Annotated in this window: 23 protein-coding genes; 12 read left to right on the top strand and 11 right to left on the bottom strand. The window is 71.4% G+C overall.

What is annotated here, in order from left to right:
* The first annotated feature begins 10 nt into the window (after window positions 1-10).
* Entirely contained in the window at window positions 11-442 is a 432-nt protein-coding gene (locus ACZ7L1_RS26810; RefSeq protein WP_200422979.1) for an ATP-binding protein, read from the top strand.
* 136 nt (window positions 443-578) lie between these two features.
* Here ACZ7L1_RS26810 and ACZ7L1_RS26805 read toward each other — a convergent pair whose 3' ends face one another.
* From ACZ7L1_RS26805 to ACZ7L1_RS26795, 3 genes are all read right to left on the bottom strand, one after another.
* Complete coding sequence (locus ACZ7L1_RS26805; RefSeq protein WP_471440562.1) at window positions 579-860, bottom strand: hypothetical protein; 282 nt, start codon at window positions 858-860, stop codon at window positions 579-581.
* Window positions 861-921: 61 nt separating this feature from the next.
* Window positions 922-1,440, bottom strand: a complete 519-nt coding sequence (locus tag ACZ7L1_RS26800) for an ATP-binding protein (RefSeq protein ID WP_471440561.1) — start codon at window positions 1,438-1,440, stop codon at window positions 922-924.
* A 265-nt stretch (window positions 1,441-1,705) separates the two neighbouring features.
* Window positions 1,706-2,179, bottom strand: a complete 474-nt coding sequence (locus ACZ7L1_RS26795) for a hypothetical protein (RefSeq protein WP_471440560.1) — start codon at window positions 2,177-2,179, stop codon at window positions 1,706-1,708.
* Between the two features lie 183 nt (window positions 2,180-2,362).
* Here ACZ7L1_RS26795 and ACZ7L1_RS26790 point away from each other — a divergent pair, with 183 nt between their 5' ends.
* Together ACZ7L1_RS26790 and ACZ7L1_RS26785 are read left to right on the top strand one after the other, a co-directional pair.
* A complete protein-coding gene (locus ACZ7L1_RS26790) occupies window positions 2,363-2,593 on the top strand; it encodes a DUF397 domain-containing protein (protein WP_388996890.1) in 231 nt (76 codons plus the stop codon).
* A gap of 98 nt (window positions 2,594-2,691) precedes the next feature.
* Entirely contained in the window at window positions 2,692-3,612 is a 921-nt protein-coding gene (locus ACZ7L1_RS26785; protein ID WP_471440559.1) for a helix-turn-helix domain-containing protein, read from the top strand.
* Window positions 3,613-3,673: 61 nt separating this feature from the next.
* On the opposite strand, the gene ACZ7L1_RS26780 is transcribed toward ACZ7L1_RS26785, so the two are convergent.
* Window positions 3,674-4,492 carry an SAM-dependent methyltransferase gene (locus ACZ7L1_RS26780; protein WP_471440558.1) on the bottom strand — a complete coding sequence of 273 codons (819 nt, stop codon included), beginning with the start codon at window positions 4,490-4,492 and terminating at the stop codon, window positions 3,674-3,676.
* A gap of 184 nt (window positions 4,493-4,676) precedes the next feature.
* Between ACZ7L1_RS26780 and ACZ7L1_RS26775 the strand changes: the two genes are divergently transcribed.
* Both ACZ7L1_RS26775 and ACZ7L1_RS26770 read left to right on the top strand, forming a co-directional pair.
* Window positions 4,677-4,850 (top strand): hypothetical protein, encoded by a 174-nt coding sequence (locus ACZ7L1_RS26775; RefSeq protein WP_471440557.1) that lies wholly within the window; start codon window positions 4,677-4,679, stop codon window positions 4,848-4,850.
* Complete coding sequence (locus ACZ7L1_RS26770; RefSeq protein ID WP_471440556.1) at window positions 4,850-5,314, top strand: peroxiredoxin; 465 nt, start codon at window positions 4,850-4,852, stop codon at window positions 5,312-5,314. Before ACZ7L1_RS26775 ends, ACZ7L1_RS26770 begins: the two co-directional genes overlap by 1 nt.
* 215 nt (window positions 5,315-5,529) lie before the next feature.
* On the opposite strand, the gene ACZ7L1_RS26765 is transcribed toward ACZ7L1_RS26770, so the two are convergent.
* From ACZ7L1_RS26765 to ACZ7L1_RS26750, 4 genes are all read right to left on the bottom strand, one after another.
* Window positions 5,530-6,204, bottom strand: a complete 675-nt coding sequence (locus tag ACZ7L1_RS26765; RefSeq protein ID WP_471440555.1) for a hypothetical protein — start codon at window positions 6,202-6,204, stop codon at window positions 5,530-5,532.
* A 52-nt stretch (window positions 6,205-6,256) separates the two neighbouring features.
* Window positions 6,257-8,146 (bottom strand): hypothetical protein, encoded by a 1,890-nt coding sequence (locus ACZ7L1_RS26760; RefSeq protein ID WP_471440554.1) that lies wholly within the window; start codon window positions 8,144-8,146, stop codon window positions 6,257-6,259.
* Between the two features lie 79 nt (window positions 8,147-8,225).
* Window positions 8,226-8,444, bottom strand: a complete 219-nt coding sequence (locus tag ACZ7L1_RS26755; RefSeq protein WP_471440553.1) for a hypothetical protein — start codon at window positions 8,442-8,444, stop codon at window positions 8,226-8,228.
* A gap of 207 nt (window positions 8,445-8,651) precedes the next feature.
* A complete protein-coding gene (locus tag ACZ7L1_RS26750) occupies window positions 8,652-8,867 on the bottom strand; it encodes a hypothetical protein (RefSeq protein WP_200422987.1) in 216 nt (71 codons plus the stop codon).
* Between the two features lie 231 nt (window positions 8,868-9,098).
* On the opposite strand from ACZ7L1_RS26750, the gene ACZ7L1_RS26745 reads away from it, so the two are divergent.
* Entirely contained in the window at window positions 9,099-9,491 is a 393-nt protein-coding gene (locus tag ACZ7L1_RS26745) for a helix-turn-helix domain-containing protein (RefSeq protein ID WP_471440552.1), read from the top strand.
* 162 nt (window positions 9,492-9,653) lie between these two features.
* The gene (locus ACZ7L1_RS26740) at window positions 9,654-9,914 is read left to right on the top strand and encodes a hypothetical protein (RefSeq protein ID WP_388996910.1); all 261 of its coding nucleotides are present in this window, start codon (window positions 9,654-9,656) and stop codon (window positions 9,912-9,914) included.
* Window positions 9,915-10,317: 403 nt separating this feature from the next.
* Here ACZ7L1_RS26740 and ACZ7L1_RS26735 read toward each other — a convergent pair whose 3' ends face one another.
* Window positions 10,318-10,776: a MarR family winged helix-turn-helix transcriptional regulator gene (locus ACZ7L1_RS26735; protein ID WP_471440551.1), complete on the bottom strand. Its 459-nt coding sequence runs from the start codon at window positions 10,774-10,776 to the stop codon at window positions 10,318-10,320.
* 90 nt (window positions 10,777-10,866) lie between these two features.
* On the opposite strand from ACZ7L1_RS26735, the gene ACZ7L1_RS26730 reads away from it, so the two are divergent.
* Together ACZ7L1_RS26730 and ACZ7L1_RS26725 are read left to right on the top strand one after the other, a co-directional pair.
* Window positions 10,867-11,733, top strand: coding sequence for an alpha/beta fold hydrolase (locus ACZ7L1_RS26730; RefSeq protein WP_471440550.1), 867 nt, complete (start codon window positions 10,867-10,869; stop codon window positions 11,731-11,733).
* A 56-nt stretch (window positions 11,734-11,789) separates the two neighbouring features.
* Window positions 11,790-12,245, top strand: a complete 456-nt coding sequence (locus tag ACZ7L1_RS26725; protein WP_471440549.1) for a hypothetical protein — start codon at window positions 11,790-11,792, stop codon at window positions 12,243-12,245.
* Between the two features lie 35 nt (window positions 12,246-12,280).
* Here ACZ7L1_RS26725 and ACZ7L1_RS26720 read toward each other — a convergent pair whose 3' ends face one another.
* The gene (locus ACZ7L1_RS26720; RefSeq protein ID WP_471440548.1) at window positions 12,281-12,811 is read right to left on the bottom strand and encodes a hypothetical protein; all 531 of its coding nucleotides are present in this window, start codon (window positions 12,809-12,811) and stop codon (window positions 12,281-12,283) included.
* A gap of 226 nt (window positions 12,812-13,037) precedes the next feature.
* Between ACZ7L1_RS26720 and ACZ7L1_RS26715 the strand changes: the two genes are divergently transcribed.
* The 3 genes from ACZ7L1_RS26715 to ACZ7L1_RS26705 all read left to right on the top strand — a co-directional run bounded on the left by ACZ7L1_RS26715 (window position 13,038) and on the right by ACZ7L1_RS26705 (window position 16,833).
* Window positions 13,038-13,547: a hypothetical protein gene (locus ACZ7L1_RS26715; RefSeq protein WP_471440547.1), complete on the top strand. Its 510-nt coding sequence runs from the start codon at window positions 13,038-13,040 to the stop codon at window positions 13,545-13,547.
* A gap of 331 nt (window positions 13,548-13,878) precedes the next feature.
* Window positions 13,879-15,597, top strand: coding sequence for a phospholipid carrier-dependent glycosyltransferase (locus tag ACZ7L1_RS26710; RefSeq protein ID WP_471440579.1), 1,719 nt, complete (start codon window positions 13,879-13,881; stop codon window positions 15,595-15,597).
* A 264-nt stretch (window positions 15,598-15,861) separates the two neighbouring features.
* Window positions 15,862-16,833 (top strand): ATP-dependent DNA ligase, encoded by a 972-nt coding sequence (locus ACZ7L1_RS26705; protein WP_471440546.1) that lies wholly within the window; start codon window positions 15,862-15,864, stop codon window positions 16,831-16,833.
* Window positions 16,834-16,865: 32 nt separating this feature from the next.
* Here ACZ7L1_RS26705 and ACZ7L1_RS26700 read toward each other — a convergent pair whose 3' ends face one another.
* Entirely contained in the window at window positions 16,866-17,255 is a 390-nt protein-coding gene (locus tag ACZ7L1_RS26700; protein ID WP_471440545.1) for a DUF6479 family protein, read from the bottom strand.
* Between the last annotated feature and the right edge of the window lie 55 nt (window positions 17,256-17,310).

Below are 17,310 nucleotides of genomic sequence, written 5' to 3'. Positions count from 1 at the left end.
AAAGGACGGCATGGCAACCGAGCCGCGGTGGGACAAGGCCTGGCCGTTCGAGACGGTCGAGGCCCTGGTGGCGGATTTCGGCGGCGACCTGCCCGATGTCACCGGGGCACGGCTGGCCGCCGAGGAGTTTCTGCGACGGCTGGCACGGGCTTCGCCTCCGACAAGTCCCGAGTACTGGAACGACATACTCCTGGTGGTCGACGAGCTGGCGGCGAACGCCGTCCAGTACGCGCCCGGGCCGTTCGGCCTGCGGATGCGTCCGACGTACGACGGTGTCCATGTGACGCTGCACGACACCAGTACGACGCCTCCGGCGCCGCGCCCCTTCAAGCCGGGCCAGAGCGGGGGCATCGGCTGGCACCTGGTGCACACGCTGTGCCACCAGGTGAGCGTGGTCGTCCAGCCGGAGGGCAAGGACGTGCACGTGTTCCTGCCCTGGTAGGGCGCGGGCCCTTTCGGTCCGCGCGCTGCCGAGGCGGGAGCCTTGCGCTGCCGGGGCGGAAGCGTCCTGCCGTGCCGTCGGGCGACCGAGGGTGGGCGTGGGGCGGCCGAGGGTGGGCGTGGGGCGGCCCGTGGGATCAGGCCGCCCGCCACCGCGACCCGGAACCGTCCGGGGCGGTACCGGCGGCGGCCCGCGTGTCTGCGGCCTCGTCTGCCCTGGGCTTCGCGCGCACCCGGGATCCGGTGTCGGCGCCGTCCGCGCCGTCCGGGGAGGAGTGGGGCACGGCGCGCAGTCGGCGGCGTCCCGCGCCGCGGGCCTTCCTGGCGCCGCCCGGGGTGAGCAGGCGCTCCTCATAGCTGCCGAGCGCGAGCATGAGGCACAGCATGGACACCGGCATGAGCAGGGCTACGGCGATCATGTGGGCTCCTTCACAGGGCGTCCTGTTCCGCGTTGCCCCGCTTCGCCCTTGGAAACACGATTCAGCCGAGTGGCACGAACACGCTGACGGACTTGCCGTCCACGTGGGACTCGATGACGACGTCGCGCGCCAGCTTGATGATCAACGGCCAGCCGAACCCACCCCGGTCCTGCCGGTCGGGAAGCTCGCCCGTACCGAACGCCACGGAGGGGATGTCCGGGCTGCGGTCGCGCACGACGAGGCGAACGCCCTCCCGCGTGGGGACGGCCTCGAAACCGGCGAGCCCGCCCCCGTGGCGGATGGCGTTGGACACCAGTTCCGAGGTGACGAGCAGCAGGTCGGTGACGGCCTGCTCGGTCGGCCGCACAGGCGCGGTGAACCAGTGGCTCCGGACGACCGCGAGCACGTACGCGCGTGCCGTGGCCGCGCTGGTCACCGGGCTGCCGGGCGAGGACGGATCGCTCTGCCGCACGCTGTCGGGCGTGTGCGTGTGCCGCGGGCGTACGGGGGTGCTCGTGTCGCGCTCGTCGGCGGCTCCCGGGTTCCCGCCGCCCCGCGGGGGAAGGTCCACCGGTTTCATCGCGCGCACAAGATGTCGGGCAGGCCTGCGGGCCCCGTGGCGTCGCGGGGGCGGCACCGGGCCTCGGAGCCTGTGTCGAGGATCGGCGTGGCGTGGTGTCGTTCGTTCATCGCCTCACGCATACCCACCCGTGGGCGAGCCATGAGTGCGAAAAAATGCTCGGCGCTGGATCTGCCGGCCTCGGCCGACCGATTCGCAGGGTTGGCGACCGTTCCGCAGCCCCCGGCGATCGGTCCGCAGGCCTCTGCCAGGCCGGTCCGACGCCTCAGCCGGACAGTGCGGCGGCAAGTTCGGCGGCGGCCTCGACGAGTTCGACGTCCTGCTCCGCGAGCAGTTGGCGCAGTACCCCCCGGTCGGCGCGCACGGCACGGCGGGCGGCGCGCTCCCACCCCACGTAGTCCTGGGGGTAGTTGAGCAGTTTGGGGTAGACGGAGGCGGTGCTCTCCCACTGGTGGGCGTCGGCGATGCTCCTCAGCAGGTGAAGGATCTCCACACGGCAGGTCACCTGGCGAAGCCGGGCCAGTTCCCACAGGAAGGGGACCGTGGCCGCCGTGGCCTGGTCGACGACGAAGCCGTACTGGCAGATGCGCTCCCTCAGGTGGCCGAGTGCCGCCCGGGCGGCGGGCTCGTCGCCCCGGGCGATGTCGTGGAGCAGGACCGGGATCGCCTCGGCGGAGCCGCTGGAGTCCTTGATGGAGTCCCACGGCACGTGCCCCAGGTCCTTCAGTGATGTGGCCATTTCCACTCCCGCAGACAGTGTGGGGCCAAGAACGACACGGCATTGCTACGACACAGCGCCCTGATGCGACGTCAGCACGCGGACGTCTGTGAAGCGGTGGACGCCGCCGCTATTATCCACGCAGTCAGTACCGTCGTGCAATTGCATGGGAAATTGCACGACGGAGAACGGAAGGAGACTGTGGTGCCTTCAGTGCCGAACGGAGTGCAGGCGGGCTCGCTGGACGCCCGCTGGATCAAGAGCGGGCACAGCAACGCCGAGGGCAACTGTGTCGAGCTGGCCCGCCTGGCCGACGGGGCCATCGCGGTGCGCAACTCGCGCGATCCGGAAGGGCCCGCGCTCGTGTACACACCCGCCGAGGTGGCCGCGTTCCTGGCAGGCGCCAAGGACGGGGAGTTCGATCATCTGCTGTGAGCGGGATCCCGTCGGTTCGGTCCTGCCGTCCCCTGCGACAGGGCGCTGTGGGATGCGATAATGAGGACCTGTTGTCCGTCGGCTGACCGGGAGTCAGGATGTCCGCCTCGTCGCACCGCCTCTCCCGCCTCGAACCGTATCTCAGCCGGACCCAGCCCGCTCCGACTCTTCTGAAGATGCTGGTCGGCGTGCAGTTGGCGGGTATGCGCGAGGACGTCGGCCTCTCCCAGGAGCAGGCGGCGCGGGCGCTCGGGTTCAGTCCCGCGAAGCTGTCGCGCATCGAGGCGGGCAAGGGACGCAGGCCGCCCACGGAAGACGACGTCCATGCGCTGCTGGGGCTGTACCAGACGGATGACCACGAGGCCTCGGTGCTGCTCCAGTTGCTGCGGCGGGCCGGCGAGCCGGGCTGGTGGCAGCGCTACGACAAGCGACTGATGCCCGAGTGGTTCGACCGCCTGGTCGGGCTGCAGGAGGCGGCCACCGCGATCCGTACCTTCGAGATCCAGTACGTACCCGGGCTGTTGCAGACGTCGGCCTACACCCGGGCCGTGGTGGAGCGCGGTCTGCCGACGGCGTCGGCCGCCGAGGTGGAGCGCCGGGTGGAGCTGCGGATGCGGCGGCGGGAGCTGCTGTCCCGTCCGGACGCTCCTCGACTGTGGGCCGTCGTCGACGAGTCGGTGCTGATGCGGGTACTGGGCGGCCGCGAGGTGATGCGCGAGCAGCTCGAGCACCTGGTCGAGATGGCGCAGCGTCCGCATGTGACCGTGCAGGTGGTGCCGTTGGACGTGACGAACGCGTCGGCCCCGGCGATACCCGTCACCTACCTCCGCTTCGCCGGCGCGGACCTGCCGGACATCGTCTACCTGGAGCACATCAGGAGCGCCAACTTCCTGGAGGACCGGGACGAGACGGAGGAGTACCGGGTGGTACTGGACCGGCTCGCCGACGAGGCGCTCGATCCGCGTGAGTCGCTGGCCCTGTTGCGCAGGACGCTCAAGGAGCGTTACCCGGCCGGGTGACGGTTCCCAACCGGGTGACCGGTGCCGTGGGTGTCGGCGGACGTCCCCGGATGGGGGTTCGTCAGCGGATGCGTGCCACTCCCCCGAACTCGATCCACTCTTGCGTGAGTTGGCGAGGGGCGACCTCGGAGTCCGGCCGCCAGGTGGAGACCTCCACCAGACCGGGCTCCAGGATGTCCATGCCGTCGAACCAGGCCTCCACGTCCTTCTCCTGGCGCACCCGCCCCCAGTGCCCCTGCGTGGCCTGGTCCATGAAGTCCGTGACGAAGTCCCTGACTTGGGCGTCCTCGCTGACCAGCTGGCACATCACCATGAAGCTGCCGGGCACGAGCCGCTCGGCCACCCGGCGGACCAGGGCGGGCGGTCCGTCGGATTCGCTGTCCGGGATGCAGTGCATCACCGAGTTGAAGAGCACGGCGACCGGCTGTGAGAAGTCGATCAGGCGCCGGGTCTCCGAGTGGGTGAAGATCGTCTCCGTGTCCCGCATGTCGGCCTGGATCACGACGGTGCGCTCGTCCTGCTCCAGCAGGGCCCGGCCGTGCACCAGGACCATCGGGTCGCTGTCGACGTACACGACGTGAGACGTGGGGTCGATGCGCTGGGCGACCTGGTGGACGTTGTCCTGGGTGGGCAGTCCGGACCCGTGGTCGAGGAACTGGCGGATGCCGTACTCCTGCGCCAGCGTCCGCACGACCCGCTGCAGGAACCGCCGGTTGTTCAGGGCGAGCGCCCGCGTGCTGGGCACGACCTTGTCGAGCTCTTCACACGCGGCCCGGTCGGCCGCGTAGTTGTCCTTGCCGCCCAGGTAGTAGTCGTACATACGGGCGGCCGTCGGCACCGTGGCGTCGATCGAGGTGGACAACTGCCTGCCAGACCGCATCGTTCCCCCAGATCCGGGCCGCGCCGTCGAACCGGCTCGGCTGGCACACCATCCTAGGGAACCGGTGTTCGCCGGTGCCAGTCCCCGAACGAAGGACACCGCGCCAACTCCGCTACCACCTCCCCGTGTTGCGGAAGAGGGCCGAGGGGACTGCCGTGGCCAGTGCGCGGTATCCCGGGTCGAGGTGCAGCCGGTCACCGACCTGGAGACCCGGCCTTTCGAGGTCACCGCCCCGGCGCGGTCTCGGCACCGACGGCAGCGGACCCCGGCGCACGCCCGATGGACCGTCCCCGTAGGATCGGCCCGGGCGGGCCCCGGTACGGGCGCCGGCATCGGCGAGGACGAGGAGATCCAGTGATGGCGGGTCGTGTCGACGTGGGCGTCGAGGTCGAGGACTTCACCCTGCCGGACGAGACGGGTACGGAGCGACGCCTCACCGAACTCCTCGCCGACGGACCGGTCGTGCTGTTCTTCTACCCCGCCGCCCTCTCCCCGGGCTGCACCGCCGAGGCGTGCCATTTCCGGGACCTGGCCGCCGAGTTCGCGTCCGTCGGTGCGCGACCGGTCGGTGTCAGCGGGGATGCGGTCGACCGGCAGCAGGAGTTCGCCGGACGCCACACGCTCGGCTTCCCGTTGCTGTCGGACGCGGACGGCACCGTCCGGGAGCGGTTCGGGGTCAGGCGGGGTGTCTCCCTGGCTCCCACCAAGCGCGTCACCTTCGTCATCGACCAGGACCGCACCATTCTGGAGGTGGTGCGCAGTGAACTGCGCATGAGCGCGCACGCCGACCGTGCGCTGGCCGCGCTGCGCGCCCGCAGCTGACGGCCGGAGGGTCGATCCGCGAGGCACCGCAGGTGAGTTGACCGGCCCGGACCGCGGCACGGACGCGGAACCGACGAAGAACGGCACCGGACCCGACGGCACCTACTGCGCGTACGGCGCGTCCGACATCATCTACCGCTGAGCCCGGTTCCCTCCCCACACAAAAGAAGGCCCGCCGCCCCGTGGTTCGGAGCGGCGGGCCCGGGCCGGCCCGGTCAGTGGGCGGGCCAGCCGTCCAGGTGGCGGTGGAGGGTGACGGTGGGCCGCTCATCGCCCTTGGGAGCCTTCGCAACCGCGTCGCGCAGCACGGTGTTCACCTCGGCGGCCAGGGCGTCGGCGCGCTTCTTGAGGTCGGTGGCCGGCAGGTTCGAGCGGGTCAGCGCGTCCAGCCGCCGGTGGATGTCGGCGAGCCGCCGCTCGGTCCCCTGGTCCAGCGTGAAGGGGCGGGGGGTGGACACGACGAACTGGTAGGCCCCGGCGAGGGTCTGGCAGCCGTCGCAGTGCTCGTTGACCGCGTCGCCCCGGTTGACCGCGGTGAGATGCGTGTGCTCCCCGGCCATCGTGACGATCTGGAAGGAGAGCGCGACCGAACGGCAGTGGTCGTCGACCGAGCAGCCCGCCCCGACGGCGTTCGCCTGGTTGCGTACGCTCGCGGCGTCGACCGTGCCGAGCCGGCGCACGGTGAAGGAGTCCCTGGTCTGTGTGTGGTGCCGGAAGTCGGCGCGGCTGAACGTCTGGTCGGTGGCGACCGCGGTGTGGTGCGGCGTCCCGGTCGCGGCCTGCGCCGGGACGGCCGTGGCGAGTCCGGCCGCCCCGGCGGCGAACAGCCCCACACGGACGGCGCGCCTGGAGAGGGCGGATGGCGGACGGGGTTTGCGGTGCTGGTTCATATGGTCTCCCGCTGGAGTGGTGTCGTTGGACCCCGGGCCCTGGCCGGGGCGATCAGGAGGCGGTGGGCGACGGCGATCCGGCCGGCGGCGCGCTGGAACTGACCGGCGCGGACGGGCTGTCGGCCGGGGACGACGGCGCGGACGGCGAGGCGGAGCCGGGTCCCGCGGAGGCGGAGGTGGACGGCTGCCCGCTCGGGGCGGAACTGCCTGAGGGCCGGCCGACCGTGCCTTGTGGGGACGCCTTGGAGTCGCTCGGGTGCGGACTCGCCGAAGTCGACGGGCCGGCCGTGGCCGAGGGATCGGCCGAGGCGTTCGGGGACGCCGTGCCGGACGGCACGGTGGTGGCCGTGGCCGACGGTGCGGCGGTGTGCCGGTCCGGGAGCGTGGCGTGCCGGGCGGGCGGGGGCGAGGTGGACACGCCGGGCTGCAGGATCGGGGCGATCGGCGGTTGCTTCGGCAGCGGTGGCGGGGTCAGACCCGAGATCCAGGCGTAGCTCAGGCCGCCGAGGCCGGCCAGCACCAGGGCGCACAGCGCCAGGCGCAGCCGTGGCCGGCCGGCCGTCGCCTTCGCGCCTCCCCGCCACAGGCGCCCGCCGAGCTTCACCGACAGGTAGACCACGCCGGCCATCGGGCACAGCAGCATGACGCAGCCGACCACGCCCATCAGGCCCGCCGCGATCTGGCCGTGTGCGAACGCGCCGCCGGTGCCGAGGAGTTGCTCCGTCAGCGAGCGGATCATCGTGGTGGTGATCCGGGGCAGGTTCCACAGCGCGTAGCCGAGCTCGCCGATGATCAGCGGCACCATGGTCAGCACCCAGGTGGCGACGATGGCCCGCGCGGACTTCTTGAGCGCGGCGACCTCGGCGCGCGCCCTGCGCCCCGCGGCCCCCGGAACCAGGCTCAGCAGGATCGGCTTGATCTTGCCGTAGAGGTCGGGGACTCCGGCGAGGTCGCCGAGGATGTAGTAGCCGTCGAGGCGTACGGCCGGCATGAGCTGTTCGAGGATCTCGAAGTGGCCGAGATAGACGGCGGCCAGGAAGAAGGCCTGGCCGCTCAGGGCGTAGGCGCCGGCCATGGCCAGCATGAACACGACGTTGAAGTAGACGCCGCCGAGGTCGGTGCGGAGCCGGCCGCCCCTGCCGATGCGGTAGACGTCGGTGACGTCCGTGTACATCGAGGGCCAGATCAGGAACAGTCCGCAGCCGATGCAGCCGGGCCGGGCGCCGCCGTAGCGGCAGGCGGAGGCGTGGCCGAACTCGTGGAACACCAGGGACGCCACGGTCAGCACGAACACGACGAGCAGCAGGACCGGCTGGTCCAGTACCTGCAGCACGGGTGTGATCGCGCCGAAGAACACGAACAGCCACACGTCCAGGACGGCGATGCCCGCGAGCACGGCCGCCACGACCAGGGGGCGGTGCAGCCAGGCGAGCGCGCGGGCGATCCTCGCCACGCGCCGCTCGTCGAACAGGACGCGGTGGCCCTTCAGCGCGAGGAGCAGGTCCGATCTGGGCGCGGAGACCTGGTCGTCCTCCTGGCCCTCGGGGACCGTCACGCCGAGCGGCTCCAGCTTGTTCTCGATCAGATAGCGGATGTTGTCCGCGCTGACCTCGCGTCCGAACCGGGCGCTGACCCGGTGGGCGATCGTCTCGAGGTCGCGGCTGCCGTCGATCGACGACGCGACCAGATGCAGCAGCCGTGTGAGCTGCACGACCTGCCCGTCCCCCCGGCGGGCGATGTACCTGGGTTCGGTGAACCCCGATCCCTGGTACTCGCCGTGCAGTTGGAGCCCGGCGCTCTGCCGCGGTACGAGCGGCTTGTCCGGGCCGGCAACGGGGAGGTCGCCGGTGGCGACCTGCTCGTACGTCACCGGGATTCCCCCGGGGCCCGGCACCGGTCCGGTGTCGTACAGTGCCGCGGCGTTGTCCCCCAGCAGCGTCATGTGCGCCTTTCCTCCCCCCGGGTGCGGACCGCGCCTGCCCCCGGCGCGGCCCGCTGAACGTGCCCTCGTGGTGCGGGGGTTACTGGTGGATGGTGATGGACTGCGTGGCCTGGGACTCGGCGACCGACCACGAGGAGTGGTCGTTGAGCGCGGCCGACTGGTTCTGCGCGGAGACGTTGGCGACGTGCTTGGTGACGTTCACCGTCTTGCCGAAGCTGAACTTCAGCCGGCCCAGGGCCTCGCGGCCCGGCAGCAGCTCCGCGGTCTCGGCGTCCAGCTCGTGAGCGTTCATGCTCATGGCGTGTCCTCTCTCAAAGACGTTCGTTGTACGGCGTGGTGGGGCCGGGCGGACGCGGATCGCCGCCCGGCCGACGGCGAGTGACAAATCGTCAGGTATTGCCGCCCGGTGGTGGTACCGCCGTGGCGAGCGGAGGTGTGGTGAGGTGTCGCCGCGGCGGTACCGGGTGCCGCACGGTGCCGGGGCGCCGGGCCGTGCGGCACCGGATCACTGGGTGATGTTGATGGACTGGGCGGCGCCGGAGTCCGCCACCGACCACGACGAGTGGTCGTTGAGCGCGGCCGACTCGTTGTGCGCGGAGACGTTGGCGACGTGCTTGGTGACGTTCACCGTCTTGCCGAAGCTGAACTTCAGCCGGCCCAGGGCCTCGCGGCCCGGCAGCAGCTCGGCGGACTCGGCATCCAGCTCACGCGGATCCATCATGGTCGATTCCCCCTCGGGGTTCGGAATGCGATGCCGTCGGACACGGTCAGGTCCCCCCGGATCGCGTCCAACTCCGTCGGACGGTCTGTCCAACGAGATTGGACACTAGGGGCCGAGGCGGGTGTGACGCAAGCGGTACGGGAGAACACCTTCCGTCACACACCCAAGTCGCCCCTAGAATGATCCGACGCGGAAGAGTTCCGCCCGGCGGCGAGCAGGAAGTGACCATCGGTGGCCAACGCACTGCAGCAGATCATCCGCGACCGGCTGGACAGTGAGCGCTGGTCGTACGGCGACGTCGCCCGCCGCGGAGGCATCCCCCGCTCGACGGTGCACCACCTCGCCACGACCGATCACATGGCCCGGATGCCGCAGCCGGCCACCCTCGAGGGGCTGGCCCAGGGTCTGGGTCTGCCGTTGGACACGATCCGCCGGGCAGCCGCCGAGGCCTGCGGCATCCACCTCTACGCCCCCGCCGCCGAACCGGTGCCCGCGTCCGAGGCCTCCGCAGACCCCGAGGTGGACGTGCTCATCGCGAGCGTGCAGCGACTGTCGGCCGAGGACCGCCGCCATGTCGCGGCCCTCGTCGAGTCACTGCTCGGCCGGTCCTCGGACGCGTCCTGAGCGCGACCGCGCGAGCGGGGGTACGGCGAGCGGACTCCCGCCCCACCGGTCACTTGCACCAGAAGACGTCACTTCCGCCCGAACGCGCATGATCCGCCGCTAGTCTCTCCTCCTGCCTGGGGCCCCGTGAGCCGCACGCCCCGGGTCCTTCTGGGGGGAACCTTGCTCTTCGTACACGGCGGCCCCACCACCGCCATCGTCAAGGGACCGACGGGAGAATCCGTGGTCCTGCTCTCCGGCGAACTGCCGGCCGACCTCACCGACGCGGCCATCGGGGAACTCCTCGATCTCGCGGCGGCCGTGCTGAGCGAGGAGGAACTGGCCCTCTTCGACCAGTGCCTCGCCCTGCTGCGCCGCGGTGAGGGCCCCACGCCGCAGCGCATCGAGATCAACGGGGCCGTGCTCACCGTCTACCGCGAGTGAGCCGCCCCCGGGGCCGCCGTGAGCCCGGGGGACCCGCTCGTACACAATTCCAGCTGTCCGGACCATGGCCCCGCACGCCAAACAGAGGCACGATCAAGCCATGGCAACGCCCCCGCACCATCCGTCCGTTCACCTGGCACAACGATGAGCCCGGCCCGCATCCCCGGTCTGGTCGTGCCGTTGGTCTTCCTGTGCGCCCTGGTGGCCGGTGCGGTGTGGTATTGGCGGCATCGCGGCGACTAGTGCTGTGGCCGGAAAGGTTTGCCGGAAAGTTAGCGGCGTCCGGTGCGGTGCATCGCAAGGCGGAGCGTCGCCCGCGTACCGGATGCACTCGGGCGATGCGACAACGCGGCGAGGTGCCGGGCGTCGCGAGCCGGTGAACCTTTCCGGCCACAGATCTAGGTCACTTCTCCTGACGCGCCGCCATCAGGACGGACTGCGCCGTCTGCAGGAAGCGGCGGACGGCGTCCAGTTCCTTCTCGTCGAACTCCTCTTGCATCGCGACCAGCCGGCTGATCAGCGGACCGAAGAAGGACCAGCCGAGGTCGGTCGCCTGGCCGGTGACGGTGAGGAGGACCCGGCGCCGGTCGCGCGGGTCGTGTCCGCGGTCGACCAGGCCCCGCCGCTCCAGCCGGTCGACGACGGCCGTGACGGCCGAGGAATTCAGCCCCAGCTGCGCACCCAGCCGACCGGGCGTGGCGTCGGTCCCCGTCCGGTCGAAGTCGAGCAGGTGGATCAGTGCGCGCAGATCGGTCGGATGCAAGCTGTTCCGCGTCGCGAACTCGGCGCCGAGCAGGTCGAGTTCGACGGTGATGCCGCGCAGCAGGTGCACCAGTTGCAGACGCGGGTCCCGGTGGTCCACGTGGCGCCTTTCCGTGGGTAGATATCTCAGTCAGTGAGTATATCGTTCAGTGAGGTAGTTTCGAATGTCGTTGCGACCGGGGGAGGCCCCATGTCCGCTGCGCCGCGTTTCCGCAGTTCGGAAGCCGAGGAGCGCTTTCTGGCGGCGTACGACGCCGTGCTGCGGCGCTGGCCGGTGCCGGTCGAGTCCGTCGACGTGCCGACCACGTATGGGACGACGCGGGTGAACTCGTGTGGCCCGCACGACGCACCGGCGCTGGTCCTGCTGCCCGGCGGAGGCGCCACGTCGACGGTCTGGCTCGCCGATGTCGACAGGCTCAGCGCCCGGTACCGGATCCACGCGGTGGACACCATCGGCCAGGCCGGGCGCAGCATCGCGGACGGTCGCGTGGTGCGCGGCAAGGGCGATCTGATGGCATGGCTGGACGAGGTGCTGGGTGAGCTGGGGGTCGAGCGGGCGGCGTTCTGCGGGCACTCCTACGGGGCCTGGCTGTCCCTCACCTACGCCCTGCACGCGCCGCAGCGGGTGAGCGGGGCTGTACTGCTGGATCCCACGCGCTGCTTCGGCGGATACCGGGCGCAGTACCTGTTGCGGGCCGCGCCGCTGTTCCTGAAACCCGGCGAGCGGGCGGCGCGCGGATTTCTGGAGTGGGAGACGGGTGGGACGACGTTGGACGAGGGGTGGCTGGAAGTCAGCGCTCGCGGCACGGCCGGGTACGTCCCGAAGATCGTCGACCCTCGCCCGCCCGGCCCCGAACTCCTGCGCCGCTCCGCAGTGCCCCTGCTGGTGGTGCTGGCAGCCCGCAGCCGCGCGCACGACACCCGCACGATCGGTGAGCGCGTACGGGAACGAGCGCCGCACGCGCGGATCCATGTGCTGCCCACAGCGACCCATCACACGCTGCCTCTCGCCCATGCGCAGGAGATCGACCGACTGGTCCTCGACTTCCTCGCCTGAGCGCCGTCCGCCTTCGCCGAGTGGCACGGCGGCACGGCCCGATAGTGTGACGGGCTATGACGCATCCGCATCTGCCGACCACCGAGTCGGCCGTCACGGCGATAGGTGAGATCGCGCGGGAGTACGGCCTGGCGATGACCGTCACCCACGACATCGGCGCGGACCAGACATCGCGCCGCGCCTCGGCGGGGGCGTTCGCGGTTCTCGATCCGGACGGTTCGCTGCCGCACGAGGCGTTCGTCGAGCTGGGAGGCTCACCGGCCGTCACAGTCCGGCTCTTCCCCGACGACGACGCGCAGATCACTGTCGACGACGTTGATTTCGAGGATCTCCCCCGGGACGTGGTCCCGGCGTTCCTGCGGTCCGTCTACGGCGGTCCGGCCTATGTGACGGGGCGTTTGTTCCCGCCCGGTCAGTGGCTGATCGTGCCGCTGCCCGGGGCCGAGACGTACAAGGAGCTGATCCTGAGTACCTCGCTCACGCCGTGGCTGGCGCGCGCCGTCCGAAGCTAGTGCTGTGGCCCCACAGGCACCGGAACCTCCGCCGCTCAGTGCTGGCCGCGCTCCGCCTGCTCGCGCAGGAACGTGCTGATCTGGCCGGCCAGGGTCTCGGAGATGCCGTCGGCGCGGGTGGCCGTGCCCTGCGAGCCGTCCGGGACGGTCATGTCGGCGGACCACAGATACCGGTCCGTCCATTCGTCGTCCGCCTTCAGCTGGACCTGGATGTCCACGAGGCTCAGAGCGGATTCCGGGGCGGCGGCGTACAGGACGGCGGTCGCACGGCGCAGCGGATAGAGGTCGAAGCCCTCGATGAAGTGCGAGTTGCGCCAGTCGAGAAATGCGCTCTCGCCGTCGGGGCCGGTCCTCACGTCGAGTTGACCGTCTTCCAGGTGGATGCCGACCGGTTCCGCCGACCGGTTTTCCACGGTCACCCGGAAGCGGAAATAGGTGAGGCCTTCGGCGGAATCGTCACGCCCACGCGGCGGCTCCGCCTTTTCCAGCCCGTGGACACGGACACGCAGACCGGCATGCTCGTCCCCGCATTCCTGCCAGTCGCCGATCACATGGGGCTCGTGCACGGTCCACCTCTCCACTTCCGGCCATGTTCCTATCCGCGTACGCAACAAAGTGTCAAATGCAAGCAAGATCGGACGGCTGATGGATTTGCCCGGCTAGATCACCGATCAAGCCGTGCCCAGCATGAATCGCTTCAGGGCCGCGGGAAAGGCGATCGCGCACGTGTCGCACATCACGTGCACGACACGCCGGGCACCGGCCCCTCGCACCGCTGGCACACTGCACGTCATGGCCCCGATCACGCCCGCCCGCGCCCTTCTGCTGCTCGTGACCGGGCTGGTCTGTCTGACCACCGCGAGCGGTGCCCTCATCGGCGCCCTCCTCGGTGGCGCGCGGGTCGCCCTCGTGGCCGCGGGGTGCGCGGGCGCGGCGGGCGCGGCGGGCGCACTCGGTGCCCTGGCCTTCCGCCGGCGTGCGCTGGCGCACTTCGCCGCGGCCCGGCGGCGCGCGGGAATGCGCGGCTACGCGGAAGGGATCGCGCACGGGGTGCTGGTGCACGTCGCCGCGTACGAGGCCGCGGTCTTCCCTCGTACGGGCCCCCTCGGGGTCACCCACGAGGAGCGGGCCGCACGGCGCACCCTCGCCTATCGGATGGCCGCGCTCGACGAGGTGCCCCGGCTCGTCCGGGAGGCCGCGGCGGACGCTCTGGCGGTGCTCGACGCCGCCGACCGCACCCGCGCCGAGGACGCCCTCGCCCAACTCGCCGCCGCCGTCCGCAAGGAGTACGCCCGCCCCTGACCGGCCACACCGCTCCGGCGGGATTTCGGCCGACCGTAACGTGGGTCAACGCGGAGACACACCGCGCCACACGCCGCCGGGGCGATGACAGTCCATTGCTGCAAGGGCATCGGCCGCTGGCCGCTCCAGCCCCGGGCATGCACGGCGAGGGAGCCGACCGCCCCCGTCATCCGCACGGTCGGCCCGGGTGGCGTACGCGCATCCGTGTCCTACCGATCACGGACAGGCGTGCGATTGAGCAAGGTCGCGCCGTGCCGACGTAGCAATGGTCATGGCAGCATGCAGGGGCACGGACGGCTCGGACGCGACGCACGACCCGGGGGCGCGGACGATGACTCACCAGCAGCCGCCCGCCACGTCCGACGGCGGCGGGCCCCCGGAACCGGCCGGCACCGCCTTCAAGGCGGACGACGGAGTCCCGGGGCGCCGTGCGGCGCTGCGGCGGCACCGGCGGCCGCTGCTCGTGCTCGCGGTGTGCGCGCTGCTGGCCCAGATGGCGTTCGCCATGGCCACCACAGCGGTGCGGCAGACGCCGACCATCGACGAGCCCGTGTACGTCGGCACGGCCGTCGTGTACGTGCGGGAGCACAGTCTGCGTTTCAACCCCGAGCACCCGCCCCTCGGCAAACTGATCATCGCGACCGGCACGGTCTTCGCGCACCCGCACCTCGAGCCGGGTTTCCAGGGCGATCAGGGAGAGTTGGGGCGGCGGCTGCTGTACGCGTCGGGCAACGACCCGTGGCGGGTGATGGTCTGGGCCCGGCTGCCGGTGCTGGTGGTGACGCTGCTGTTCGGGCTGGTGGTGTTCGGCTTCGCCCGCGAACTGACCGGGCCGGTCGGCGGGTTGGTGGCGCTGACCCTGTACGCGTTCTCGCCCGACCTGATCGCGAACGGCTCCCTGGCGACCCTGGACGTGCCCGCGGCGGGGTTCGTGGTGACGGCGGCCTGGATGGTGTGGCGGGCGCGGCAGCGGCCGCTGCCTCATCTGCCGCTCGCCGGGGTGGCGACCGGGGCGGCCGTGGCCACGAAGATGAGCACGCTGCCCGCGGTGCCGGTGCTGCTGGCGCTGGCCGGGTGGTCGTACTGGCAGGCACAGGGCGCCGGCGTGCCGCGGCCGCGACGTGCGGCGCGTGCCGGGGCGGCGGCCGTCGGGGTCGCACTGGTCCTCGTCGCCGTCGTGTGGGCCGTCTATCTCGTCGTCGATCCCCGGCTGCGGTGGACGACACCCGCGCACACGCCCGCGGTGCACGGTCCGGGCGCCCTGTTCGTCCACGCGTTGCCGTTCCCGGAGCCGTACCGCGACGGGATGCGGATCCAGTTGGGGTTCGAGAGCGCGCAGTGGCGCGGCTATCTGTTCGGTCGGCTCTACACCGGGAACCGCTGGTACTACCTGCCGGCCGCGCTGCTGGTGAAGACGCCGCTCGGCATGCTCGCGCTGTGGCTCGGCGGGTCGGTGGCCATGGCGGTGGTGCCCCGGCTGCGCCCGGCCGTCCCGTATGTGCTGCTGGTGCCGGGGGTGCTGCTGGCCGCGGCCATGCAGGGCTCACGCGACCTGGGGGTGCGTTACGCGATCTTCGTTCCGGTGTTCCTGGCCGTCGCGGCGGCCTGTGTGCTCGCGCTGCGGCGGCGGTGGGTGTATGCGGTGACGGCGGCCCTGGCCGCATTCGTGGCGGTCAGTTCGGTGCGGACGTACCCGTACTACCTGCCGTACTCGAACGAGGCGTTCGGCGGACCGGCGAAGACGTATCTCAGGCTGCACGACTCGAACGTCGACTGGGGACAGGACCTCGGACGGCTGGCGGACCGGCTGCGCGAGCGGTACCCGGGCGAGAAGAGCGTCTGGCTCGTCTACAAGGGCAGCGGTGTGCCCTCCTGGTACGGCATCCACGGGCGCGACCCGCTGAAGGTGCCCGCGAACCGGGTGCACGGGCTGCTCGTCGTCTCCGACACGTCGATCGCCAAGGCCGATGCCCGGCTGAGGCAGCTGATCCGCGGCGGCAGGGCGATCGACGACGTCGGTCACTCCATCACGATCTTCCGGCGGCCCTAGTGCTGTGGCCGGAAAGGTTTGCCGGAAAGCTCGCGACGCCCGGCACGGCACCTCGCCGCGTTGTCGCATCGCCCGAGTACATCCGGTACGCGGGCGACGCTCCGCCTTGCGATGCACCGCACCGGGCGTCGCGAGCCGGTGAACCTTTCCGGCCACAGCGCTAGGGTCCTCACAGCCGACCCGATCCGAACAGCGGGGCCCCGTTCGGGGGAAATCGCATGACCGGGACGCGTGGGGGTGTGCGGCGGTGTCCACAACTGACCCGTGAGACTGCCGCTGATCGCCCCCATGCTCGCCTGTCCCGGCACGCTGCCGCCCGCCGGGCAGGACACGCAGTGGGCGTACGAGACCAAACAGGACGGCCAGCGGGTGGTGGTCTATCTGCCCGGCGACGGCAGCCTGGAGCTCCGGGCACGCTCGGGCGAGGTGATCACCGGCGCGTACCCCGAACTGCGGCCGCTGGGCGGTGTCCTGGGCGCCACGACCGCCGTGCTGGACGGCGAGGTGGTGGCGCTCGACGAGCGGGGGCGCGGTGACTTCCAGCGGTTGCAGTCCCGGATGGGCCTCGCCCACTCCCCCGCGCTGGCGGCGCGCCGCGCGGCGCAGATCCCGGTGCACCTGGTGCTGTTCGACGTCATGTTCCTGCGCGGCGAGCGCCTTCTCGCGCTTCCCTACGCCCGGCGGCGTCAGCTGCTGGAGGGGCTGGCGCTCACCGGTGCGTACTGGTCGACGCCGGGCGCGATCGTCGGCCACGGGGCGCGGGCGCTGGAGGCGACCCGGGAGGCTGGTCTGGAGGGGCTGGTGTGCAAGCGGCTCGACTCGGTCTACGAGCCGGGGGTGCGATCGCGTTCCTGGATCAAGATCCGCAATGCGCGAGCCGTCGATGTGATCGTCGGAGGTTGGCTGCCCGGCCAGGGACGGCTGCGGGGACTGCCCGGGGCGCTGCTGGTGGGGCAGCGGGCCGAGGCCGGGCGGCTGCGCTACGTGGGGCGGGTGGGCACCGGCTGGAGCGAGGGCGAGCGGGCCGAACTCGCCCGGCTGCTGGAGGCGGTGAAGACCTCGCGATGTCCGTTCGAGCGGGATCCGCGGGTGGCGGGGGCCCGCTGGGTCCTGCCGAGACTCGTCGGCGAGGTCCGCTACAGCACGCGCACCCGGTCGGGGCTGCTCAGACAGCCCTCATGGCTGCGGCTGCGCCCGGACCTGGCGCCGGAGGACGCGGCGGCCGACCTGCCCTGACAGGACCTGCGGTGAGATGGCCGGCGGCCGGCTCACACGTGACCGGGGCCGCCGCTGCCGAAGCCTCCGCTGGAACCCGGCAGCCAGCGCCTGCGGTGCTGGTCGCCGCACCGCCTGGACGCCGCGTGGTGGAGCTGGTAGGGCATGAGCCGCTCGCTCTCCTGTCCCGCGAGCGGCATCTCCTCTGGCTCCCGGACCTCGCGCTCCTCCAGGACCGGCCCGCCGTCGGGCAGGTGTGGATGCTCCTCGGGGCGGGGCGGTGCGGGTTCCCGGTCGCGTACGGCCATGCCGAGCCGCACTGCCCAGATCAGCGCGCCGGCGACGATCACGCCCACGAGGATGAAGAACACGCTGAGCGTCCACTGGGAAGCAACACGATCATCGCGAGCAGCAGCCTGTATTGCAAAGCTCACCGTATTCATATGTCGACGATACCCCGGTCGGATGGAATGCGCGCCTGCAGTAATTCCTGGTCAA

The sequence above is a fragment of the Streptomyces sp. NPDC107546 genome (assembly GCF_055639175.1).
This window is presented reverse-complemented; position numbering and strand designations above follow the sequence as displayed.

Coding starts and splice junctions, on each gene's coding strand:
- ACZ7L1_RS26810 (WP_200422979.1), top strand. CDS start 11: ATGGCAACCGAGCCGCGGTGGGACAAGGCCTGGCCGTTCGAGACGGTC.
- ACZ7L1_RS26770 (WP_471440556.1), top strand. CDS start 4,850: ATGGCGGGTCGTGTCGACGTGGGCGTCGAGGTCGAGGACTTCACCCTG.
- ACZ7L1_RS26730 (WP_471440550.1), top strand. CDS start 10,867: ATGTCCGCTGCGCCGCGTTTCCGCAGTTCGGAAGCCGAGGAGCGCTTT.
- ACZ7L1_RS26760 (WP_471440554.1), bottom strand. CDS start 8,146: ATGACGCTGCTGGGGGACAACGCCGCGGCACTGTACGACACCGGACCG.
- ACZ7L1_RS26795 (WP_471440560.1), bottom strand. CDS start 2,179: ATGGCCACATCACTGAAGGACCTGGGGCACGTGCCGTGGGACTCCATC.
- ACZ7L1_RS26725 (WP_471440549.1), top strand. CDS start 11,790: ATGACGCATCCGCATCTGCCGACCACCGAGTCGGCCGTCACGGCGATA.
- ACZ7L1_RS26715 (WP_471440547.1), top strand. CDS start 13,038: ATGGCCCCGATCACGCCCGCCCGCGCCCTTCTGCTGCTCGTGACCGGG.
- ACZ7L1_RS26710 (WP_471440579.1), top strand. CDS start 13,879: ATGACTCACCAGCAGCCGCCCGCCACGTCCGACGGCGGCGGGCCCCCG.
- ACZ7L1_RS26755 (WP_471440553.1), bottom strand. CDS start 8,444: ATGAGCATGAACGCTCACGAGCTGGACGCCGAGACCGCGGAGCTGCTG.
- ACZ7L1_RS26750 (WP_200422987.1), bottom strand. CDS start 8,867: ATGATGGATCCGCGTGAGCTGGATGCCGAGTCCGCCGAGCTGCTGCCG.
- ACZ7L1_RS26785 (WP_471440559.1), top strand. CDS start 2,692: ATGTCCGCCTCGTCGCACCGCCTCTCCCGCCTCGAACCGTATCTCAGC.
- ACZ7L1_RS26700 (WP_471440545.1), bottom strand. CDS start 17,255: ATGAATACGGTGAGCTTTGCAATACAGGCTGCTGCTCGCGATGATCGT.
- ACZ7L1_RS26800 (WP_471440561.1), bottom strand. CDS start 1,440: ATGAAACCGGTGGACCTTCCCCCGCGGGGCGGCGGGAACCCGGGAGCC.
- ACZ7L1_RS26765 (WP_471440555.1), bottom strand. CDS start 6,204: ATGAACCAGCACCGCAAACCCCGTCCGCCATCCGCCCTCTCCAGGCGC.
- ACZ7L1_RS26780 (WP_471440558.1), bottom strand. CDS start 4,492: ATGCGGTCTGGCAGGCAGTTGTCCACCTCGATCGACGCCACGGTGCCG.
- ACZ7L1_RS26805 (WP_471440562.1), bottom strand. CDS start 860: ATGATCGCCGTAGCCCTGCTCATGCCGGTGTCCATGCTGTGCCTCATG.